Source organism: Microbacterium sp. lyk4-40-TSB-66, from assembly GCF_030209475.1.
GTDB lineage: Bacteria > Actinomycetota > Actinomycetes > Actinomycetales > Microbacteriaceae > Microbacterium.
In genome coordinates this window covers 460,206-477,020 of sequence record NZ_JARVRW010000004.1, presented here as the reverse complement: position 1 = coordinate 477,020, position 16,815 = coordinate 460,206, and the positions used below count along the sequence as shown (strand labels likewise).

Here is a 16,815-nt window from a genome sequence, read left to right as displayed (position 1 = left end):
CGACTCATGTCATCGTGAGTCGCAAGGTCCTGCGCGGTGAGGTGCGCGAGCGACTCATGTCATCGTGAGTCGCAAGGTCCTGCGCGGTGAGGTGCGCGAGCGACTGATCGCGTCACGGGTCGCCTGAGGGGCGGGGCGGGTGCCGAGGACCCGCGCGGAACCCGCGAGCGGGGCGGATGCCGGACCCTGCGGCATCCATCCCGCCTCAGCCGTAGAAGAGCTTGTCAAACACGCGTCGAGCCCGACGCGTCGCACCGAGGTAGTCCTCTTCGACGCGCGTCGCCGAACGCGGCGGGTACTCGAGGATCCGCCCGATCCCGTCGAGTCGCACGCGGTCGGCCGGCAGGACGTCGCTCGTCTGCCCCGACAGCAGCGTGTTCGCCGAACGGAGGCGACTCGCGAGATGCCAGGCGGCGGCGAGCTTCTGAGCCGCATCGACCTCGACGATCCCGGCCTCGACCGCGGCATCCAATGCCGTCAGCGTCGAGGTGGTGCGCATGGCGGGAACGGCGCGGGCGTGCTGCAGCTGCAGGAGCTGCACGAGCCACTCGACGTCGCTGAGCGATCCCGGGCCGAGCTTCAGGTGACGTGCGGGATCGGCGCCCTGCGGCAGCCGCTCGTTCTCGACGCGCGCTTTGATGCGGCGGATCTCACGGAGGCCGTTCTGGTCGGCCGAGGCCGGGTAGCGCACCTCGTCGGCGAGCGCCATGAACTCCGCGATGAGCTTGACACTGCCGGCGACGCCCCGCGCGCGCAGCAACGCCTGCGCCTCCCACGACAACGACCACCGCCGGTAATACTCCGCGTACGCCTCGATCGATCGGGCGAGCGGGCCGCTGCGGCCCTCCGGCCGCAGCTCGGCGTCGAGGTCGAGCGGCAGGCGGTGGTCTTCCGAGTGCTCGCGGAGGCCGGCGACGAGCTTGAGCGCCAGTTGCCCCGCGCGCTGCGGGTCGACGCCGTTGGCCCGGTAGACGTACATGACGTCGGCATCCGAGCCGAACCCCATCTCGCGTCCGCCGAAGCGCCCCATCGCGATGACCGCGAAGTCGAGGTCGTCGTCTTCGGGCGGCACCACCACGCGTCGCACCGCGCGGAGCGTCGCCTGGATCGTCACCTCGGTGATCGTCGAGAGGGCATCGGCGAGTTCTTCGAGCGACACCGTACCGAGGACCGCGGCCATGGCCACCCGCAGCATCTCGCGGCGACGCAGCGCCCGCACCGACCGCATGGCGTCGTCGATGTTCTGCCAGCGGGTCTGGATCGCCCGCGCCTCCTCTTCGAGCGCCTTGCCCGAGCGGGGCCGAAGCAACGCGTCGTCGTCGAGCCAGGCGACGGACTCGGGGATCCACTCCATCAGCTCGCCGATGTAGCGCGAGCCCGACAGCACGCGGGTGAGACTCTCCGCGGCACCCGCGGAATCGCGCAGCATCCGCAGGAACCACGGGGTGTTCCCGAGCCGCTCACTGATGCGGCGGAAGACGAGGAGGCCGTAGTCGGGATCGACCCCGTCGGCGAACCACCGGATCATGACCGGCATGAGGTGCCGCTGGATCGTCGCCTTGCGACTGAGGCCGCTGGTCAGCGCCGCGATGTGGCGAAGGGCACCCGCGGGGTCGCGGAAGCCGATGGCCGCGAGGCGGTCGCGCGCCTGCTCCGTCGAGAGGGTCCGCTCCCCCTCGGGCAGCGACGCCACCGCCGACAGCAGCGGACGGTAGAACAGGCGAACGTGGATGTCGCGGACCTCGCGTTTGATGGCCTCCCACGCGGCCTGGACCCCGGATGCCGAATCCGCCAGCCGGGTCGCACGCGCGAGCACCCGCAGATCGTCGTCCTTCTCGGGCAGGAGCGCCGTTCGGCGCAGCCCCCGCAGCTGCAGCCGGTGCTCGAGCAGGCGCAGCGTGCGGTAGTCGCGGGCGAAGGCCTCCGCCTCGGAACGCCCGATGTACCCCTCCGCGACGAGGGCGTCGAGGGCTTCGAGGCTGCCGCGCTGGCGGATGCGCTCGTCGGTCAGGCCGTGCACGAGCTGGAGCAGCTGCACGGTGAACTCGACGTCGCGGATGCCACCGGGTCCGAGCTTGAGCTGTCGGTTCACCTCGGCCGCGGGGATGTGCTCGGTCACGCGCTCCCGCATGCGCTGGACGCCCTCGACGAAGTTCTCGCGCGCGGCGCTGTGCCACACCAGCGGCTGCACGGCGGCGACGTACTCCGCGCCCAGCGCGGGGTCGCCGGCGATCGCCCGGGCTTTGAGCAGCGCCTGGAACTCCCAGCTCTTCGCCCACCGGTCGTAGTACTGCTGGTGCGACGCGAGACTGCGCACGAGCGCCCCCTGCTTGCCCTCGGGGCGCAGGTTGGGGTCGACCTCCCAGAGGGGCGGTTCGATCTCGGGGCCCGAGATGCCGCGCATCGTCTGCACGGCGAGGCGGGTGCCGATGTCGATCGCGCGGGCTTCCGACACGACCTCGTCGTCGGACGTGCCGCCGACGAAGATCACGTCGACGTCGCTGACGTAGTTGAGCTCGCGTGCTCCCGTCTTGCCCATCGCGATGATGGCGAAGCGGGTGGCCTCGACCTGCTCGCGGGGGAAGGCACCGGGTCCGGGTGCCGACACCCGCGCGCGGGCGACGCTCAGCGACGCCTCCAGAGCCGCGCCGGCGATGTCGGCCAACGCCGCCGAGACGACGTCGATCGCACCCGCCGGGTCGTCCTGGCCGAGGTCGTACGCCGCGATCCGGGCCAGCAGACGCCGGTAGCGCACCCGCAGGGCGACCCACGCGGCATCCGAGGCATCTGACGCGAATCCGTCGACGTCTCCGACGGACTCCAGCAGTTCGGCGCGCATGGACTGCTCGTCGGGGACGGTGAGGCCCGCGCCCGAGAGGTGCACGAGTTCGTCGGGGTGCCGCAGGTAGAACTCCGCGAAGCCGTCGGACGCGCCCACCAGATCCCACAGCGCGCGCCACGCGCCCGCGTCGGCCGCCGCCGCTCGCACGGCCGCCGCATCGCGTCGGGCCACCTGCAGGATCGCCCGCAAGGCGCCGTCGGGGTCGGCCACACGCTGCGCCAGCCGCATGGCATCCGCCCGGTCGACACCGACCGTCTCGTCGAGCTCACCGAGCAGGGTGTCTGCCTCGGTGAGCCGCGAGAAGCCGGTGCGAGCGAGCGCGGTGAGCGCGGTGGAGCGATCGCCCGAGGTCATGGGACGACCGTCAGAGAGCTTCGAGGTTGCTCGCGAGCTCGAACGGCGTCACCTGGGCGCGGTACTGCTGCCACTCACGGCGCTTGTTGAGCAGGACGTACTTGAACACCTGCTCGCCCAGCGTCTCGGCGACGAGCTCGGACTCCTCGAGGTACTCGAGGGCGTGGTCGAGGCTCGCCGGCAGGGGCGCGTACCCGAGGGCACGGCGCTCCGAGTCGGTGAGCGACCACACGTTGTCCTCCGCCTCGGCGGGGAGCTCGTACTCTTCCTCGATGCCCTTGAGGCCCGCCGCGAGCATGAGCGCGTACGACAGGTACGGGTTGGCCGCGGAGTCCAGCGCGCGGTACTCCACCCGGGTCGACTGGCCCTTGTTCGGCTTGTACAGCGGCACGCGCACCAGCGCGGAGCGGTTGTTGTGGCCCCAGCAGATGAAGCTGGGTGCTTCGTCGCCGCCCCAGAGGCGCTTGTAAGAGTTGACGAACTGGTTCGTCACCGCCGAGATCTCGTTGGCGTGGCGCAGCAGGCCCGCGATGAAGTGGCGACCGACCTTAGACAGCTGGTACTGACCGCCCTCTTCGTAGAAGGCGTTCATGTCGCCCTCGAAGAGCGACAGGTGGGTGTGCATGCCGCTGCCGGGCTGGCCGCTGATCGGCTTGGGCATGAAGGTGGCGTACACGCCCTGCTCGATCGCGACCTCTTTCACGACCGTGCGGAAGGTCATGATGTTGTCGGCCGTGGTGAGCGCGTCGGCGTAGCGGAGGTCGATCTCGTTCTGCCCGGGACCGCCCTCGTGGTGGCTGAATTCGACCGAGATGCCGAGGTCTTCGAGCATGCGCACCGAGCGGCGGCGGAAGTCGTGCGCCGTGCCGCCGGGGACGTTGTCGAAGTAGCCTGCCGAGTCGACCGGCTGCGGCCGCCCGTCGGGGCCGAGCTGCGACGACTTCAGCAGGTAGAACTCGATCTCGGGGTGCGTGTAGAAGGTGAAGCCGGCGTCGGCGGCCTTCGCGAGCGTGCGCTTGAGCACGTGACGGGGGTCTGCCACGGCGGGCTGGCCGTCGGGCGTGGTGATGTCGCAGAACATGCGCGCCGTCGGGTCGATCTCACCGCGCCACGGCAGGATCTGGAACGTCGTGGGGTCGGGGTGCGCGAGCAGATCGGACTCGTACGAGCGGGTGAGGCCCTCGATCGCCGATCCGTCGAAGCCCAGTCCCTCGGTGAACGCCCCCTCGACCTCGGCCGGGGCGATCGCCACCGACTTCAGCGTCCCCACAACGTCGGTGAACCACAGGCGCACGAACTTGACGCCGCGCTCCTCGATCGTGCGCAGGACGAAATCACGCTGCTTGTCCATCGTCATCCCTCGTATCGGTGCGGTCAGCGGGCGGAGCCGGAGCCCCAGTCGTCACGAGCCTCTTCTTCGGCCCACTTCTTCGAACGCTCCTTGAAGAGCTGCGGCGCGTTGGCCGCCTCCTCAGCGGTGTCGAAGGGGCCGGCGCGATCGACGGCCGGCGACTCGTACCCCTGTTCGACCTGACCGGTCTCGAGGTTGTACCAGTACTTCGTGTTGTCGTCGCTCACGATGCTCCTCACGTGGGTCTCGCGTCTCGGCGTGAACCGCCGGTGCTCCCCCGATCCTACTGATGCCGACCGTGCGGCTGGATAGGCTGAGGGGTATGGCAACGAATGCGTCTCGTGCGGTCGGAGTGGACATCGGCGGAACCGGCATCAAGGCCGGGATCGTCGACCTGGATGCCGGAGAGCTCGTCAGCGACCGCGTCAAGGTCGCGACCCCCGCCGGGGCGGAGCCCGCCGACGTGCTGACCGCGGTACGCCAGGTGCTCGAGACGCTCGAGGCCCCCGCCGATCTGCCGTTGGGCGTGGCCTTCCCCGCCATCGTGAAGAGCGGCAAGACCCTGTCGGCGGCGAACGTCTCGAAGACCTGGATCGGCTTCGAGGCCGAGAAGTTCTTCGAGGACGGCCTGTCGCGCGGCATCCATTTCGCCAACGACGCCGACGTGGCCGGCATCGCCGAGGTGCGGTACGGCGCGGCGAAGGGCGTCGAGGGCCTCGTGATCCTCACCACGCTCGGCACCGGCATCGGCTCGGCGATGATCTACGACGGCGTGCTCGTACCCAACAGCGAGCTCGGCCACCTGCAGCGCGCCGGACACAAGAAGGATGCCGAGCACTTCGCGGCGTACTCGGCGATGGAGCGCGAAGAGCTGTCGTGGGACAAGTGGGCCAAGCGTCTGCAGTGGTACTACGACTACGTCGAGTTCCTCTTCAGCCCCGACCTCCTCGTCGTCGGCGGCGGCGTGTCGAAGCACTCCGAGCACTTCCTCCCCCTGCTGAAGCTGCGCGCGCCCATCGTTCCCGCGAAGCACCGCAACAACGCGGGCATCATCGGTGCGGCCTCGCTCGCCGTCCCCGTTCCCGAGGCGCTGCCGGCGGTCAAGTGACGGGAGCGCGGCGCCGCTGCGCGGTCGCGGTGCTGGCGGCCCTCGTGGCGCTCGGCGGATGCGCGGCGCCGGAGCCGGAGACAATGATCAGCGGGGGCGAACGGATCAACGCGCCCGATTTCCTGGACTCCGTGCGGGGCGCGGCGGAAGTCGACGGGGCCGTGGCGCGGGCGACCGACGACGAGCTCGTCAGCGCCGGCGTCCGCCTGTGCCACCCCATCGAGGGTGACGCCGGCGCGGGCGTGAGCATCGGCGACGTCGTCGTATCCGAGCGCGGCGACGTCGACGCCCTGGTGCGAGCGGCGCGCCTGTATCTCTGCCCCTGACGGCGACGTTCGACCGGGACGGCGGCATCGCTCAGCCGGGGGCGTCGCTCACGCTGCGACGTCGGTGAGCCCGTTGCATCGCTCGGCGCGCCGCACCCCCGGGCGGTGGCATCGCTCGGGCCGCCGCGTCGCCGGGCCCGGGCGTCGCTGAGCAAGGCGTCGCTCAGGCCGCCGCGTCACGGACGCTGACGGCGTTGCGCCACACGACAGGCGCCCAGTGCCCGCCCTCGCACGGCACCTCGAGCATGACCACGCGGTCGTTGCCGCCGGTCGCCCAGGCCGGTTCGCGTGTGGCCGCACGGTTCGGCCACGTGACCCACGCCCAGACCGGGCGCTTCTGCGCGTACCACTCGATCGGTCGCGCCCCCCACGTCTCGGGTTGCAGGGTGCAGGGAGCGATGGATGCCAGCACCCGCGCGACCATCTCGTCGCTGACCCTCGTCGAACCCATGCACCGGACCCCTTCCCCGGCCGTGCTCGATGTTAGAACATAACTCCGACATTCACCCGGGTGCGGGACGCAACGCGCATCCGTTCACCCGCATGCATAGGGCGACCCTCCTGAGGCAGGGGGCCAGCAGGAGGGTCGATGGATATTCGGCGCGAAGCGCCGGTCGGTTTGGAGCGGTGCTCATCGCGAGGGCGCGAATGGGCCGGCCTGTACGCCGGGTTCTGTCCGGGGGACCCTTCGACAAGCTCGGGGGCCCCGTGGACGGTCATCTCTCTCGGCGACACGTTGCCGTGCCGCTCCAGCGGCCTACCCGGGGACTCGGCGAGCCGCGTCGTCATCCCCTGTCTGGCCTTGCTCCGGACGAGGTTTACCTCGCGGGTCGTGTCACCACGACCCCGGTGGTCTCTTACACCACCCTTTCACCCTTACCTCGAACCCCTGAGGGCCGAGGCGGTCTGCTCTCTGTGGCACTGTCTCGCGGATTGCTCCGGGTGGGCGTTACCCACCGTCCTGCCCTGTGGAGCCCGGACGTTCCTCGGCACGGGCGAACCCGTGACGCGACCGTCCAGCCGACCCATTCGCGTACCCAGTCTATCGGCGGGCGCGCTCAGCCCTTCTCCGCCGTCGCGCCGATGCGCAGGTCGAGGGGGAAGTCGATCGGGAACGTGCCGAAGAGCAGCCGACCCGCGGATGCCGCCGACTCCCGCACCGCCTCGGCGACGGCATCCGCGTGCTCGAGCGGTGTGTGCACGACGATCTCGTCGTGGAGGAAGAACGCCAGGTGCGGCCTCCGCTGGAACACCGGGCCCGATGCGGGCGCCGCGCGGGTGGCATCCACCTCGGGGAGGGCGGCGAGGCGTGCGCGCAGGTCGGCCAGCCACGCGAGTGCCCACTCGGCGGCCGTTCCCTGCACGACGAAGTTGCGGGTGAAACGGCCCCGGTCGCGGGCGGAACGGCGGGCGCGCGTCTCGTCGACTCCGGATGCCGCGGCGTCGCTCGCCCGCGACTGCAGTTCCCGCCAGGACTCCCCCGCGGTGGGAGACGTGCGCCCGAGCCAGGTGTGCACGACGCCGCCGTCCTCACCCGTGCGGGCCGCGTCGTCGACGAGCTGCATCGCGCGGGGGAAGGTGCGCCGAAGGCGCGGCAGCAGGCGCCCGCTCTCGCCCGTCGTGGCGCCGTACATCGCGCCCAGCATCGCGAGCTTCGCCTCCGCGCGACTGGCGACGGCTCCGCGCTCGACGATGCCGGCGTAGAGGTCGCGACCGGATGCCGCTTCGGCCAGCGCCGTATCGCGGGACACCGCCGCGAGCACGCGCGGTTCGAGTTGGGCGACATCGGCGGTGACGAGCGTCCAGCCGGCGTCGGCGCGGACGGCCGTGCGGAGAGAGCGCGGGATCTGCAGTGCTCCACCGCCCGACGACGCCCACCGGCCGGTGACGACACCCGCCGGAACGTACACGGGGCGGAACCGGTCGTCCCGTACCCATTCGTCGAGCCACGCCCACCCGTTCGCCGTGTAGAGGCGCATGAGCTTCTTGTAGGCGATCAGTGGTGCGACGGCGGGATGATCGTGTTCGGCGAGCTCCCACCGGCTCGTGGACTGCACCAGCAGTCCCGCGCGGTGGAGCGAGCGCAACAGGCGGGGCTGGGAGTCGAGCGAGGCCGAGGGATCGCCGAGCGCCGTCCGCACGGTGGCGGCCGCCTGTTCGATACGGGCGGGGAGTCCTCCCCCGCGTCGGGCGCCGAGTTCGCTCTCGAGGAGCTCCTCGTGGGCGGCGCGGCTCCACGGGACCCCGGCGGCGTGGAGCTCCACCGAGACGAGCGCCCCCGCGGACTCGGCCGCACACAGCAACCTGAGCGCGCCGGGTGTCTCCGACGACGTGATCGCGGCGATCTGGCGGCGGTACTCGACCACCGCGGCGTCGGCGGTGTCGGGGACCCCGGATGCCGAGTCCCCCAGGTCGAAGAGCGTGTCACCGCCCGCGGGCGCCGCGGTGTCGGCATCCCACTCGGTGGCTCCGCGGAGTCCGTGGTCGTCGGCCACCGCCTGCGCCTGACGGAGGATGACGTGAACCAGCCGGAGGTCCCAGGCGCGGGCGACGCGCACCCCGACGGCGAGGAGGGGCGGATAGGTCGCGGCCGTGTCGGCCCAGATCCAGCGGACCTCGCCGGCGCCCTCGCGGGCGGAGACGGCATCGGCAAGCGCGTCGGCGTCGATCTCGGTGGTGCCGAGAGGCTCGGCATCCGGCCTCAGGGAGACGAGGGCGACACGACCGGTCGCGGTACGTCCGACGACGACCGTGTCAGAGGCCACGGACGCCGTTCGGGGTCATCGGGATTCTTCGGTGCGGACGAGGATCGCGCCGCACTCGGGGCAGAAGACCACCTCGTCGGTCTGCGAGCGGCGCACCACGTTGAGGTCGCTGGGCGGCAGCACCATGCGGCACGCTTCGCACGCGCCGGCCTGGAGGAGCCCGGCCCCGTTGCCGCGCGAGGCGAGACGCTCGTACAGGGCGAGAAGGTCGGCCGGGATGGAGGCGGCGACGGCGTCACGATCGCGACGCGCGCCCTCGAGATGGGTGGTGGCGTCGGCGACGGTCGTCTTGGCCTCGGCACTCAGCTGCGCACCCTGCGCATTGGTGTCGGCGATCAGCGCCTCTTGCTCGGCGACGGCGGCATCGGCCGCCTCGAGGCGCTCCATGAGCGCGATCTCGGTGTCTTCGAGGTCGTCTTTGCGCCGCCGGAGCGACACCAGCTCGTTCTCGAAGCCCTGCGCCTGCTTCGCGTTCGACGACGCGGCGAGTCGCTCGGTGTCGCGCGCGATGCGGGCGTCGACCACGGCGACGTCGGACTCGAGACGCTTCAGCTCGGCGGTGATGTCGTCGCGCGCATTCGCGCGGGACCCGAGCTCTTGCGAGAGCGTGCCCCGCTGCGCGATCAACGCGCGGACGCGCTCGGCCTGCGGCGGGTTGCCGATGACCTTCTCATCGCGGTGGATTCGCGCGTCGAGGTCGGCGAGGTCGAGCAGTTTGCGCTGGTCGGCGGGATCGGCATTCACGGGCTCAACGCTACCCCGGGGGTGGGACATCGGCGGTGCGCCGTCGAGCGGCGGGGCGTCACGTGGCTCTCCGGCGGGTCGTGAGGTCACGGCATCCCGAGATCACGCGATCCGCGCGAGATCTCTCGAACGTCGCCGCCCGCAACGTGTGCGCTCGAGAGGATCGTGTGATCTCGCCATCGGGCTGAGTCGCCGCGGTCCCCGTACCGCGCGGGCCGCCGGGCTAGACTCGGAGCGACCAGGGCCTTTAGCTCAGCTGGTAGAGCGCCACGTTTACACCGTGGATGTCGTCGGTTCGATCCCGGCAGGGCCCACTCTCAGTTCAGGATGTTCACACTCCGCGCGATCACCAGCGCGAGCAGGATGAAGCCCGAGACCGCCTGCACCATCATGAAGAGCTTCGCGCGTGCGGTGAGCGGCATGACGTCGGTCGGGCTGAACGCCATCGCGTTGGATGCCGAGAAGTACAGGTAGTCGACGTAGCCGGGCGCCCAGTCGTCGACGTCGGACGAGCGACGCCGCACCTCGCTCACCGCGTCGCCGTCGGAGTCCTGCGGGAACTGGAAGTCGGCCGCGGGCAGCGCGTCGCGCAGGTCGCGGCGACGGGCGATGGGCCCGCCCCGGTCCATCTCCCAATAGACGACGGCGTACCCGATGACGTTGATCGCCCACACCTGGGCCGCCCCGAGCAGGGTGGCCGCGCCCTCGCCCTCCCCTTGCAGCAGTTGGCGGATGAGCAGCACGAGGGCGACCTGGTTCGCCAGCAGCAGCAGAGCCGTGAACGCCAGCGCGAAGCCGCGGCCCAGGGGCGAATCGCGCGTCAGCCGAGCGGGGTTGGTGGCGATCATCGGGATGGCGCACAGCACACCCGCCCCCACCACGACGTAGCGGAGCGCTCCCGACGCGTCGCTCGGCAGCACGGCGTACAGCCCCGTGCCGACGGCCAGGGCGATGAGCACCGGCCACCGATGCTCGGGGCGGGTGCGGAACGCGGCGGGATCCTGCGGGCTCACGCGCTCAGGCTAGACCCGCGACGCGCGGCTCCCGCGCCCGTGCGGCAGGACCCGGCATCCTTCATAGGCGGCACACGGATGCCGCAGACGTCTCGACGTCGAACAGTCGCTGCGACCACCGGGCGGGGCGTGTCGGCGGCGCGCATCCGAGGCGGTCCCGACTCGCTAGGGTGGACTCTGGTTGATTGTGCGGAGCAGACAAGGGTTGCCGCACTCGTATGGCGATTCTCTGGCATGACCTGCCAGACGACGAAAGGTCTTCCGTGACTGTTCACGACCAGGATCCGTATTCGCAGGGGCCGCAGGACAGCGACCCGGAAGAGACCGGGGAGTGGCAGGAATCCCTGCGCCAGCTGGTCCAGGCCAAGGGCCCGGCCCGTGCGCGCGAGATCATGCTGAGCCTGCTCAAGGGCTCGAAGGAACTGCACCTCAACGTGCCGATGGTTCCCACCACCGACTACATCAACACCATCTCGCAGAAGAACGAGCCCGAGTTCCCGGGTGACGAGGAACTCGAGCGGCGCTACCGCAAGTGGATCCGCTGGAACGCCGCGGTCACCGTGCACCGCGCGCAGCGCCCCGGCATCGGCGTCGGCGGCCACATCTCGACCTACGCCTCGTCGGCCGCCCTCTACGAAGTCGGTTTCAACCACTTCTTCCGCGGCCTCGACGACCCCTCGGGTGGCGACCAGATCTTCATCCAGGGCCACGCCTCCCCCGGCGCCTACGCCCGTGCGTACCTCGAGGGTCGTCTCACCGAGGCGCAGCTCGACGGCTTCCGCCAGGAGAAGTCCGCCGCCCCCAACGGCATCCCTTCGTACCCGCACCCCCGTCTCATGCCGGAGTTCTGGCAGTTCCCGACGGTGTCGATGGGTCTCGGTCCGATCAACGCGATCTACCAGGCGATGTCGAACAAGTACCTGGCCAACCGCGGCATCAAAGACGTCGGCGACTCGCAGGTGTGGGCCTACCTCGGCGATGGCGAGATGGACGAGGTCGAGAGCCGCGGGCAGCTGCAGGTCGCGGCCAACGAGGGTCTCGACAACCTCAACTTCATCATCAACTGCAACCTCCAGCGACTCGACGGTCCCGTCCGCGGTAACGGCAAGATCATCCAGGAGCTCGAGAGCTTCTTCCGCGGCGCCGGCTGGAACGTCATCAAGGTCGTCTGGGGCCGCGAGTGGGACGACCTGCTCGCCCGCGACACCGAGGGTGCGCTGCTCAACCTGATGAACACCACGCCCGACGGCGACTACCAGACGTACAAGGCCGAGAACGGCGCCTACGTCCGCGAGAACTTCTTCGGTCGCGACCCCCGTGCCCTCGAACTCGTCAAGGACTACACCGACGAGCAGGTCTGGGGCCTCAAGCGCGGCGGCCACGACTACCGTAAGGTCTACGCGGCGTTCAAGGCGGCGGCCGAGCACAAGGGCCAGCCCACGGTCATCCTCGCCAAGACGATCAAGGGCTACGGCCTCGGTCCCCACTTCGAGGGTCGCAATGCCACGCACCAGATGAAGAAGCTGACGCTCGACGACCTCAAGTCGTTCCGCGACGCGATGGACATCCCCGTCACCGATGCGCAGCTCGAAGAGAACCCGTACCAGCCGCCGTACTACACCCCCGGCGAAAAGGACGAGACGATCCAGTACATGCTGGAGCGTCGTCGCTCGCTCGGCGGGTTCCTGCCCGAGCGTCGCACCACCCACGTCGGTCTCGAACTCCCCGGGGATGCCGCGTACGCGCTGCCCAAGAAGGGGTCGGGCACGCAGGAGATCGCCACGACCATGGCGTTCGTGCGTCTGCTGAAGGATCTGCTGCGGGTCAAGGACTTCGGTCACCGCATCGTGCCGATCATCCCCGACGAGGCGCGCACCTTCGGTATGGACGCGTACTTCCCCACGGCGAAGATCTACAACCCCAAGGGGCAGCACTACACCTCGGTCGACCGCGAGTTGCTGCTGGCCTACAAGGAGAGCCCGCAGGGGCAGATCATCCACGTCGGCATCAACGAGGCCGGTGCCCTCGCGGCGTTCACCGCGGCCGGTACGGCGTATTCGACGCACGGCGAGCCGCTGATCCCGGTCTACGTCTTCTACTCGATGTTCGGCTTCCAGCGCACGGGCGACGCGCAGTGGGCGGCCGGCGACCAGATGGCACGCGGCTTCATCATCGGCGCCACCGCCGGTCGCACCACCCTGACGGGTGAGGGTCTGCAGCACGCCGACGGCCATTCGCAGCTGCTGGCGTCCACGAACCCGGCGACCGTGTCGTACGACCCGGCCTACGGGTACGAGATCTCGCACATCGTGCGTTCGGGCATCGAGCGCATGTACGGCGGCAACCACCCCGACCCCAACGTCATGTACTACATGACGGTCTACAACGAGCCGTACGTGCAGCCGGCCGAGCCCGAGGGGGTCGACGTCGACGGCATCGTCCGCGGCATCCACCACATCTCCTCCGGTCAGGGCGACGGCCCGCGCACGCAGCTGCTCGCTTCGGGCGTCGGTGTGCCGTGGGCGTTCGAGGCGCAGCGTTTGCTGAAGGACGACTGGGGCGTCGTCGCCGACGTGTGGTCGGTCACCTCGTGGACCGAGCTGCGTCGCGACGGTCTCGCCGCCGACGAGCACAACTTCCTCCACCCCGAGGAAGAGCCGCGCGTGGCCTACCTCACCGACAAGCTGAAGGAAGCCGACGGCCCCGTCGTAGCCGTCAGCGACTGGATGCACGCGGTCCAGGACCAGATCCGCCAGTGGGTTCCGCAGAACTACTGGACGCTCGGCGCCGACGGCTTCGGCTTCTCCGACACCCGTGCCGCCGCTCGTCGCTTCTTCAAGATCGACGGTCCCTCGCTCGCGGTCCGCGCCCTGCAGGCGCTGGCCGAAGAGGGCAAGGTCGACCGTGCCGTGGTCGGACAGGCGATCGAGAAGTACCGCCTGCACGACGTCAACGCCGGCACCAGCGGCAACGCGGGTGGCGAGGCCTGATCCACGTGACGGACTCCACCGTCGGACCCGGTTCCCCCTCTTCGGGCGGGGCCGGGTCCGACCGGTCTTCGGGCCCGGACGTACGCGCTGAGGCGGCCGTCGAGAAGGCCGAGACCCTCGCGTGGCTGCGACGGATCTCGGGCGATCTCGCCACCGCCACGATCCAGCGCCTCGAAGAGACGCTCCCCTGGTACGCCGAGATGCCACCGGCGCGGCGCTCCGCCGTCGGGCTCGTGGCACAGGCCGGCATCACCTCGTTCCTGCAGTGGTTCGAGGAACCGGCATCCACTCCCGCCATCGCGGCCGACATCTTCGCCGCCGCCCCTCGTGAGCTGCTGCGCAGTGTCAGCCTGACCCAGACGCTGCAGCTCGTGCGCGTCACCGTCGAGGTGATGGAGGAGCGGGTTGCGGGCCGGAGCGAGAAGGTACGCGAGGCGATGCTGTCGTACTCGCGCGAAGTGGCGTTCGCCGCCGCCGACGTCTACGCACGCGCCGCCGAGGCGCGGGGTCTCTGGGACGCACGCCTCGAGGCTCTCGTCGTCGACTCCATCCTCACGGGTGAGGCCGACGACGAACTCCCCAGCCGTATCGCGGCCCTCGGGTGGCACGGTCACGGCGAAGTCTCGGTGCTCGTGGGGACGACTCCCCCGCAGCTCGACGTCGATCAGGTGCGCCGTACCGCGCGCAAGCTCGGCGTCGACGTGCTCATCGGGGTGCAGGGGCTGCGTCTCGTACTCGTGCTCGGTCGCGCCGACCTCCCCGCCCGCAGCGGCGCCGAGGTCACCGAGCTGCCGTTCACCGATATCGCGAAGCGGCTCGAGCCCAGCTTCGGGACGGGTCACCTCGTGCTGGGCCCCGCCGTCCCCGCTCTCGTCGACGCCGGCCAGAGCGCCCGCGCGGCGCTCGCGGGCTTCGCGGTCGCCCGCGCGTGGAGGCACGCGCCGCGGCCCGTGGAGGCCGACGACCTGCTGCCCGAGCGTGCCCTGGCGGGTGACGCGGTGGCGAAGCAGACGCTCGTCGACCGCGTGTACCGTCCACTGCACGCGCACAGTGCCGATCTCGTCGCGACGCTATGGAGCTATCTCGACAACGGCCGGTCGCTCGAGGCCACGGCCCGCGAGCTCTACGTTCACCCCAACACCGTGCGGTACCGCCTCAAGCGCGTCTCGGAGGTCATCGGATGGGATGCCACGGGCCCGCGCGAGGCGCTGATCCTGCAGACGGCGCTGATCCTCGGATCGATCGGCACCGACGCTACGCGGCGCCGCGGTACCGGCAAACGGCGGCCGTCGCAGCCGCGGTGATGCACGGCACGCACAAAGACACGCCGCATATCTGTGTCGATATCTCCAGAAGCGGTCGCGCGATCCCTGTCAGGATGGGATCGTGATCATCGCCGTCTTCCCGGGACAGGGTTCGCAGACCCCCGGATTCCTCACCCCGTGGCTCGAACTCGACGGAGTACGTGAGCGCCTCGAGGCCTTCTCCGAGCAGTCGGGTGTCGACCTGATCGCCGCCGGCACCGAGTGGGACGCCGACCAGATCCGTGACACGGCCGTCGCTCAGCCGCTCATCGTGGCGGCGAGCCTGGTGTCGTGGGCCGCCCTCACCGAGCGCGGCGGCACGCCCGTCGCGGGCGTCGCGGGTCACTCCGTCGGCGAGATCGCCGCGCTGGCGGCATCCGGTGTCCTCAGCGACGCCGACGCGCTGCGCCTCGTGGGCCTGCGCGGTCGCGCGATGGCCGATGCCGCAGCGTCTGTCGAGACGGGCATGAGCGCCGTCGTCGGCGGAGACGAGACCGCCGTGCTCGAGCGGCTCGAGACCCTCGGCCTCACTCCCGCCAACTACAACGGCGGCGGCCAGATCGTCGCCGCGGGTGAGAAGCCCGCCCTCGCCGAGCTCGCGGCCGAGGCGCCGCGCGGTGCGCGCGTCATCGCGCTCCAGGTGGCCGGCGCCTTCCACACCCGCTTCATGGAGCCCGCGGTCGAGGCCCTTCGCACCGCGGCCGCCGACGTCTCGGTGTCCGACCCGGCGACGACGCTGTGGACGAACTCCGACGGCTCCGTCGTCGCCGACGGCCGCCGCGCGCTCGACCTGGTGGTCGCGCAGGTCGCCTCCCCCGTGCGCTGGGACCGCTGCATGGCCTCGTTCGCCGAGCACGGTGTGACCGGCATCATCGAACTCTCCCCCGCGGGAGCGCTGACCGGGCTCGCCAAGCGCGCGCTGCGCGGCACGCCCACCGTGGCGGTCAAGACCCCCGACGACCTCGACGCGGCCGTCTCACTCTTGAAGGAAGACCAGGCATGAGCACCCCCACCCTCCGTCAGCTGCAGGGTCCCGCGCACACGCGCATCTACTCGTACGGCGCCGCCCGGGGCGAGAACTTCGTGCCCAACGACGATCTCGTCGGCCCGATCGACTCCAGCGACGAGTGGATCCGCCAGCGCACCGGCATCGTGACCCGCGTGCGGGCGAACAAAGAGACGGATGCCGTCGACCTGGCCACCGAAGCCGCTCGCGAGGCCGTCGAGAAGTCGGGCGTCGCGCCCGCCGACATCGACGCCGTGATCGTGGCGACCATCAGCAACCCCAAGCAGACCCCGTCGGCGTCTGCCATCGTCGCCGACCGCATCGGGGCGAACCCCGCTGCCGCCTATGACGTCAACGCCGCCTGCGCGGGCTTCGCCTACGGCGTCGGTCAGGCCGATGCGTTGGTGCGCGCGGGCCTGGCGAAGCACGTCGTCGTGGTCGGCGCCGAAAAGCTCAGCGACATCGTCGACCCCACCGATCGGAGCATCTCGTTCCTGCTCGGCGACGGCGCGGGCGCCGTCGTCGTCGGCCCGAGCGACACCCCCGGCATCGGCCCCACGGTCTGGGGATCCGACGGGTCGAAGGCGGATGCCGTGGGCATGAACGCCACGCTCACCGACTTCCGCGACGGCAACGCCGCATGGCCCACCCTGCGCCAGGAGGGGCCCACCGTCTTCCGCTGGGCCGTCTGGGAGATGGTGAAGGTCGCCCGTCAGGCGATCGAGGCCGCGGGCATCGAGCCCGCCGACCTCGCCGCGTTCGTGCCGCACCAGGCGAACATGCGCATCATCGACGAGTTCGCCAAGCAGCTCGGCCTGCCCGAGACGGTCGTCATCGGCCGCGACATCGAGACCACGGGCAACACCTCGGCGGCATCCATCCCGCTCGCCACCCACCGTCTGCTCGAGGAGCACCCCGAGCTCAGCGGCGGACTCGCGCTGCAGATCGGCTTCGGCGCCGGACTCGTGTTCGGCGCGCAGGTCGTCGTCCTCCCCTGACGCACGGTCGTCGA

The 16,815-nt window shown here is 70.6% G+C and carries 13 protein-coding genes, 1 tRNA gene and 1 other RNA gene; 7 read left to right on the top strand and 8 right to left on the bottom strand.

From position 1 onward, the window contains the following. Positions 1 to 205: 205 nt before the first annotated feature. Genes QRO03_RS09860 through QRO03_RS09850 form a run of 3 tightly spaced genes read right to left on the bottom strand, consistent with a single transcriptional unit; the run spans position 206 to position 4,774 of the window. Positions 206 to 3,196 carry a bifunctional [glutamine synthetase] adenylyltransferase/[glutamine synthetase]-adenylyl-L-tyrosine phosphorylase gene (locus QRO03_RS09860; protein ID WP_285137314.1) on the bottom strand — a complete coding sequence of 997 codons (2,991 nt, stop codon included), beginning with the start codon at positions 3,194 to 3,196 and terminating at the stop codon, positions 206 to 208. A gap of 10 nt (positions 3,197 to 3,206) precedes the next feature. After that, positions 3,207 to 4,547 (bottom strand): type I glutamate--ammonia ligase, encoded by a 1,341-nt coding sequence (glnA, locus tag QRO03_RS09855; protein ID WP_055955399.1) that lies wholly within the window; start codon positions 4,545 to 4,547, stop codon positions 3,207 to 3,209. A 23-nt stretch (positions 4,548 to 4,570) separates the two neighbouring features. Next, complete coding sequence (locus QRO03_RS09850; protein ID WP_055954581.1) at positions 4,571 to 4,774, bottom strand: hypothetical protein; 204 nt, start codon at positions 4,772 to 4,774, stop codon at positions 4,571 to 4,573. A gap of 95 nt (positions 4,775 to 4,869) precedes the next feature. Here QRO03_RS09850 and ppgK point away from each other — a divergent pair, with 95 nt between their 5' ends. Beyond that, on the top strand, positions 4,870 to 5,655 hold the full coding sequence (gene ppgK, locus QRO03_RS09845; protein ID WP_285137313.1) for a polyphosphate--glucose phosphotransferase: 786 nt from the start codon (positions 4,870 to 4,872) through the stop codon (positions 5,653 to 5,655). Between the two features lie 83 nt (positions 5,656 to 5,738). Then, the gene (locus QRO03_RS09840; protein WP_285137312.1) at positions 5,739 to 5,981 is read left to right on the top strand and encodes a hypothetical protein; all 243 of its coding nucleotides are present in this window, start codon (positions 5,739 to 5,741) and stop codon (positions 5,979 to 5,981) included. Between the two features lie 163 nt (positions 5,982 to 6,144). On the opposite strand, the gene QRO03_RS09835 is transcribed toward QRO03_RS09840, so the two are convergent. The 4 genes from QRO03_RS09835 to QRO03_RS09820 form a co-directional block, all read right to left on the bottom strand. After that, positions 6,145 to 6,432, bottom strand: coding sequence for a hypothetical protein (locus tag QRO03_RS09835; protein WP_285137311.1), 288 nt, complete (start codon positions 6,430 to 6,432; stop codon positions 6,145 to 6,147). Positions 6,433 to 6,626: 194 nt separating this feature from the next. Further along, positions 6,627 to 7,009, bottom strand: an RNA gene (gene rnpB / locus QRO03_RS09830) — RNase P RNA component class A. Positions 7,010 to 7,039: 30 nt separating this feature from the next. Next, positions 7,040 to 8,746 (bottom strand): bifunctional 3'-5' exonuclease/DNA polymerase, encoded by a 1,707-nt coding sequence (locus QRO03_RS09825; RefSeq protein ID WP_285137310.1) that lies wholly within the window; start codon positions 8,744 to 8,746, stop codon positions 7,040 to 7,042. A gap of 15 nt (positions 8,747 to 8,761) precedes the next feature. Beyond that, a complete protein-coding gene (locus QRO03_RS09820) occupies positions 8,762 to 9,490 on the bottom strand; it encodes a zinc ribbon domain-containing protein (RefSeq protein ID WP_285137309.1) in 729 nt (242 codons plus the stop codon). A 241-nt stretch (positions 9,491 to 9,731) separates the two neighbouring features. Between QRO03_RS09820 and QRO03_RS09815 the strand changes: the two genes are divergently transcribed. After that, positions 9,732 to 9,804: transfer RNA gene (locus QRO03_RS09815), tRNA-Val, on the top strand. Positions 9,805 to 9,807: 3 nt separating this feature from the next. Here the strand turns inward: QRO03_RS09815 and QRO03_RS09810 are convergent. Next, the gene (locus tag QRO03_RS09810; RefSeq protein ID WP_285137308.1) at positions 9,808 to 10,503 is read right to left on the bottom strand and encodes a DUF1345 domain-containing protein; all 696 of its coding nucleotides are present in this window, start codon (positions 10,501 to 10,503) and stop codon (positions 9,808 to 9,810) included. A 263-nt stretch (positions 10,504 to 10,766) separates the two neighbouring features. Between QRO03_RS09810 and aceE the strand changes: the two genes are divergently transcribed. The 4 genes from aceE to QRO03_RS09790 all read left to right on the top strand — a co-directional run bounded on the left by aceE (position 10,767) and on the right by QRO03_RS09790 (position 16,801). Beyond that, positions 10,767 to 13,493 (top strand): pyruvate dehydrogenase (acetyl-transferring), homodimeric type, encoded by a 2,727-nt coding sequence (aceE, locus tag QRO03_RS09805; protein WP_285137307.1) that lies wholly within the window; start codon positions 10,767 to 10,769, stop codon positions 13,491 to 13,493. Positions 13,494 to 13,618: 125 nt separating this feature from the next. Further along, complete coding sequence (locus tag QRO03_RS09800) at positions 13,619 to 14,797, top strand: PucR family transcriptional regulator (protein ID WP_285137329.1); 1,179 nt, start codon at positions 13,619 to 13,621, stop codon at positions 14,795 to 14,797. Positions 14,798 to 14,879: 82 nt separating this feature from the next. Continuing rightward, complete coding sequence (locus QRO03_RS09795) at positions 14,880 to 15,800, top strand: ACP S-malonyltransferase (protein ID WP_285137306.1); 921 nt, start codon at positions 14,880 to 14,882, stop codon at positions 15,798 to 15,800. Further along, positions 15,797 to 16,801, top strand: coding sequence for a beta-ketoacyl-ACP synthase III (locus QRO03_RS09790; protein WP_285137305.1), 1,005 nt, complete (start codon positions 15,797 to 15,799; stop codon positions 16,799 to 16,801). Before QRO03_RS09795 ends, QRO03_RS09790 begins: the two co-directional genes overlap by 4 nt. The last annotated feature ends 14 nt before the right edge of the window (positions 16,802 to 16,815 follow it).

Bases quoted from the DNA above. Each gene is read 5' to 3' on its own strand.
- QRO03_RS09860 (WP_285137314.1), bottom strand. From the start codon at position 3,196: ATGACCTCGGGCGATCGCTCCACCGCGCTCACCGCGCTCGCTCGCACC.
- glnA (WP_055955399.1), bottom strand. From the start codon at position 4,547: ATGGACAAGCAGCGTGATTTCGTCCTGCGCACGATCGAGGAGCGCGGC.
- ppgK (WP_285137313.1), top strand. From the start codon at position 4,870: ATGGCAACGAATGCGTCTCGTGCGGTCGGAGTGGACATCGGCGGAACC.
- QRO03_RS09840 (WP_285137312.1), top strand. From the start codon at position 5,739: ATGATCAGCGGGGGCGAACGGATCAACGCGCCCGATTTCCTGGACTCC.
- QRO03_RS09835 (WP_285137311.1), bottom strand. From the start codon at position 6,432: ATGGGTTCGACGAGGGTCAGCGACGAGATGGTCGCGCGGGTGCTGGCA.
- QRO03_RS09790 (WP_285137305.1), top strand. From the start codon at position 15,797: ATGAGCACCCCCACCCTCCGTCAGCTGCAGGGTCCCGCGCACACGCGC.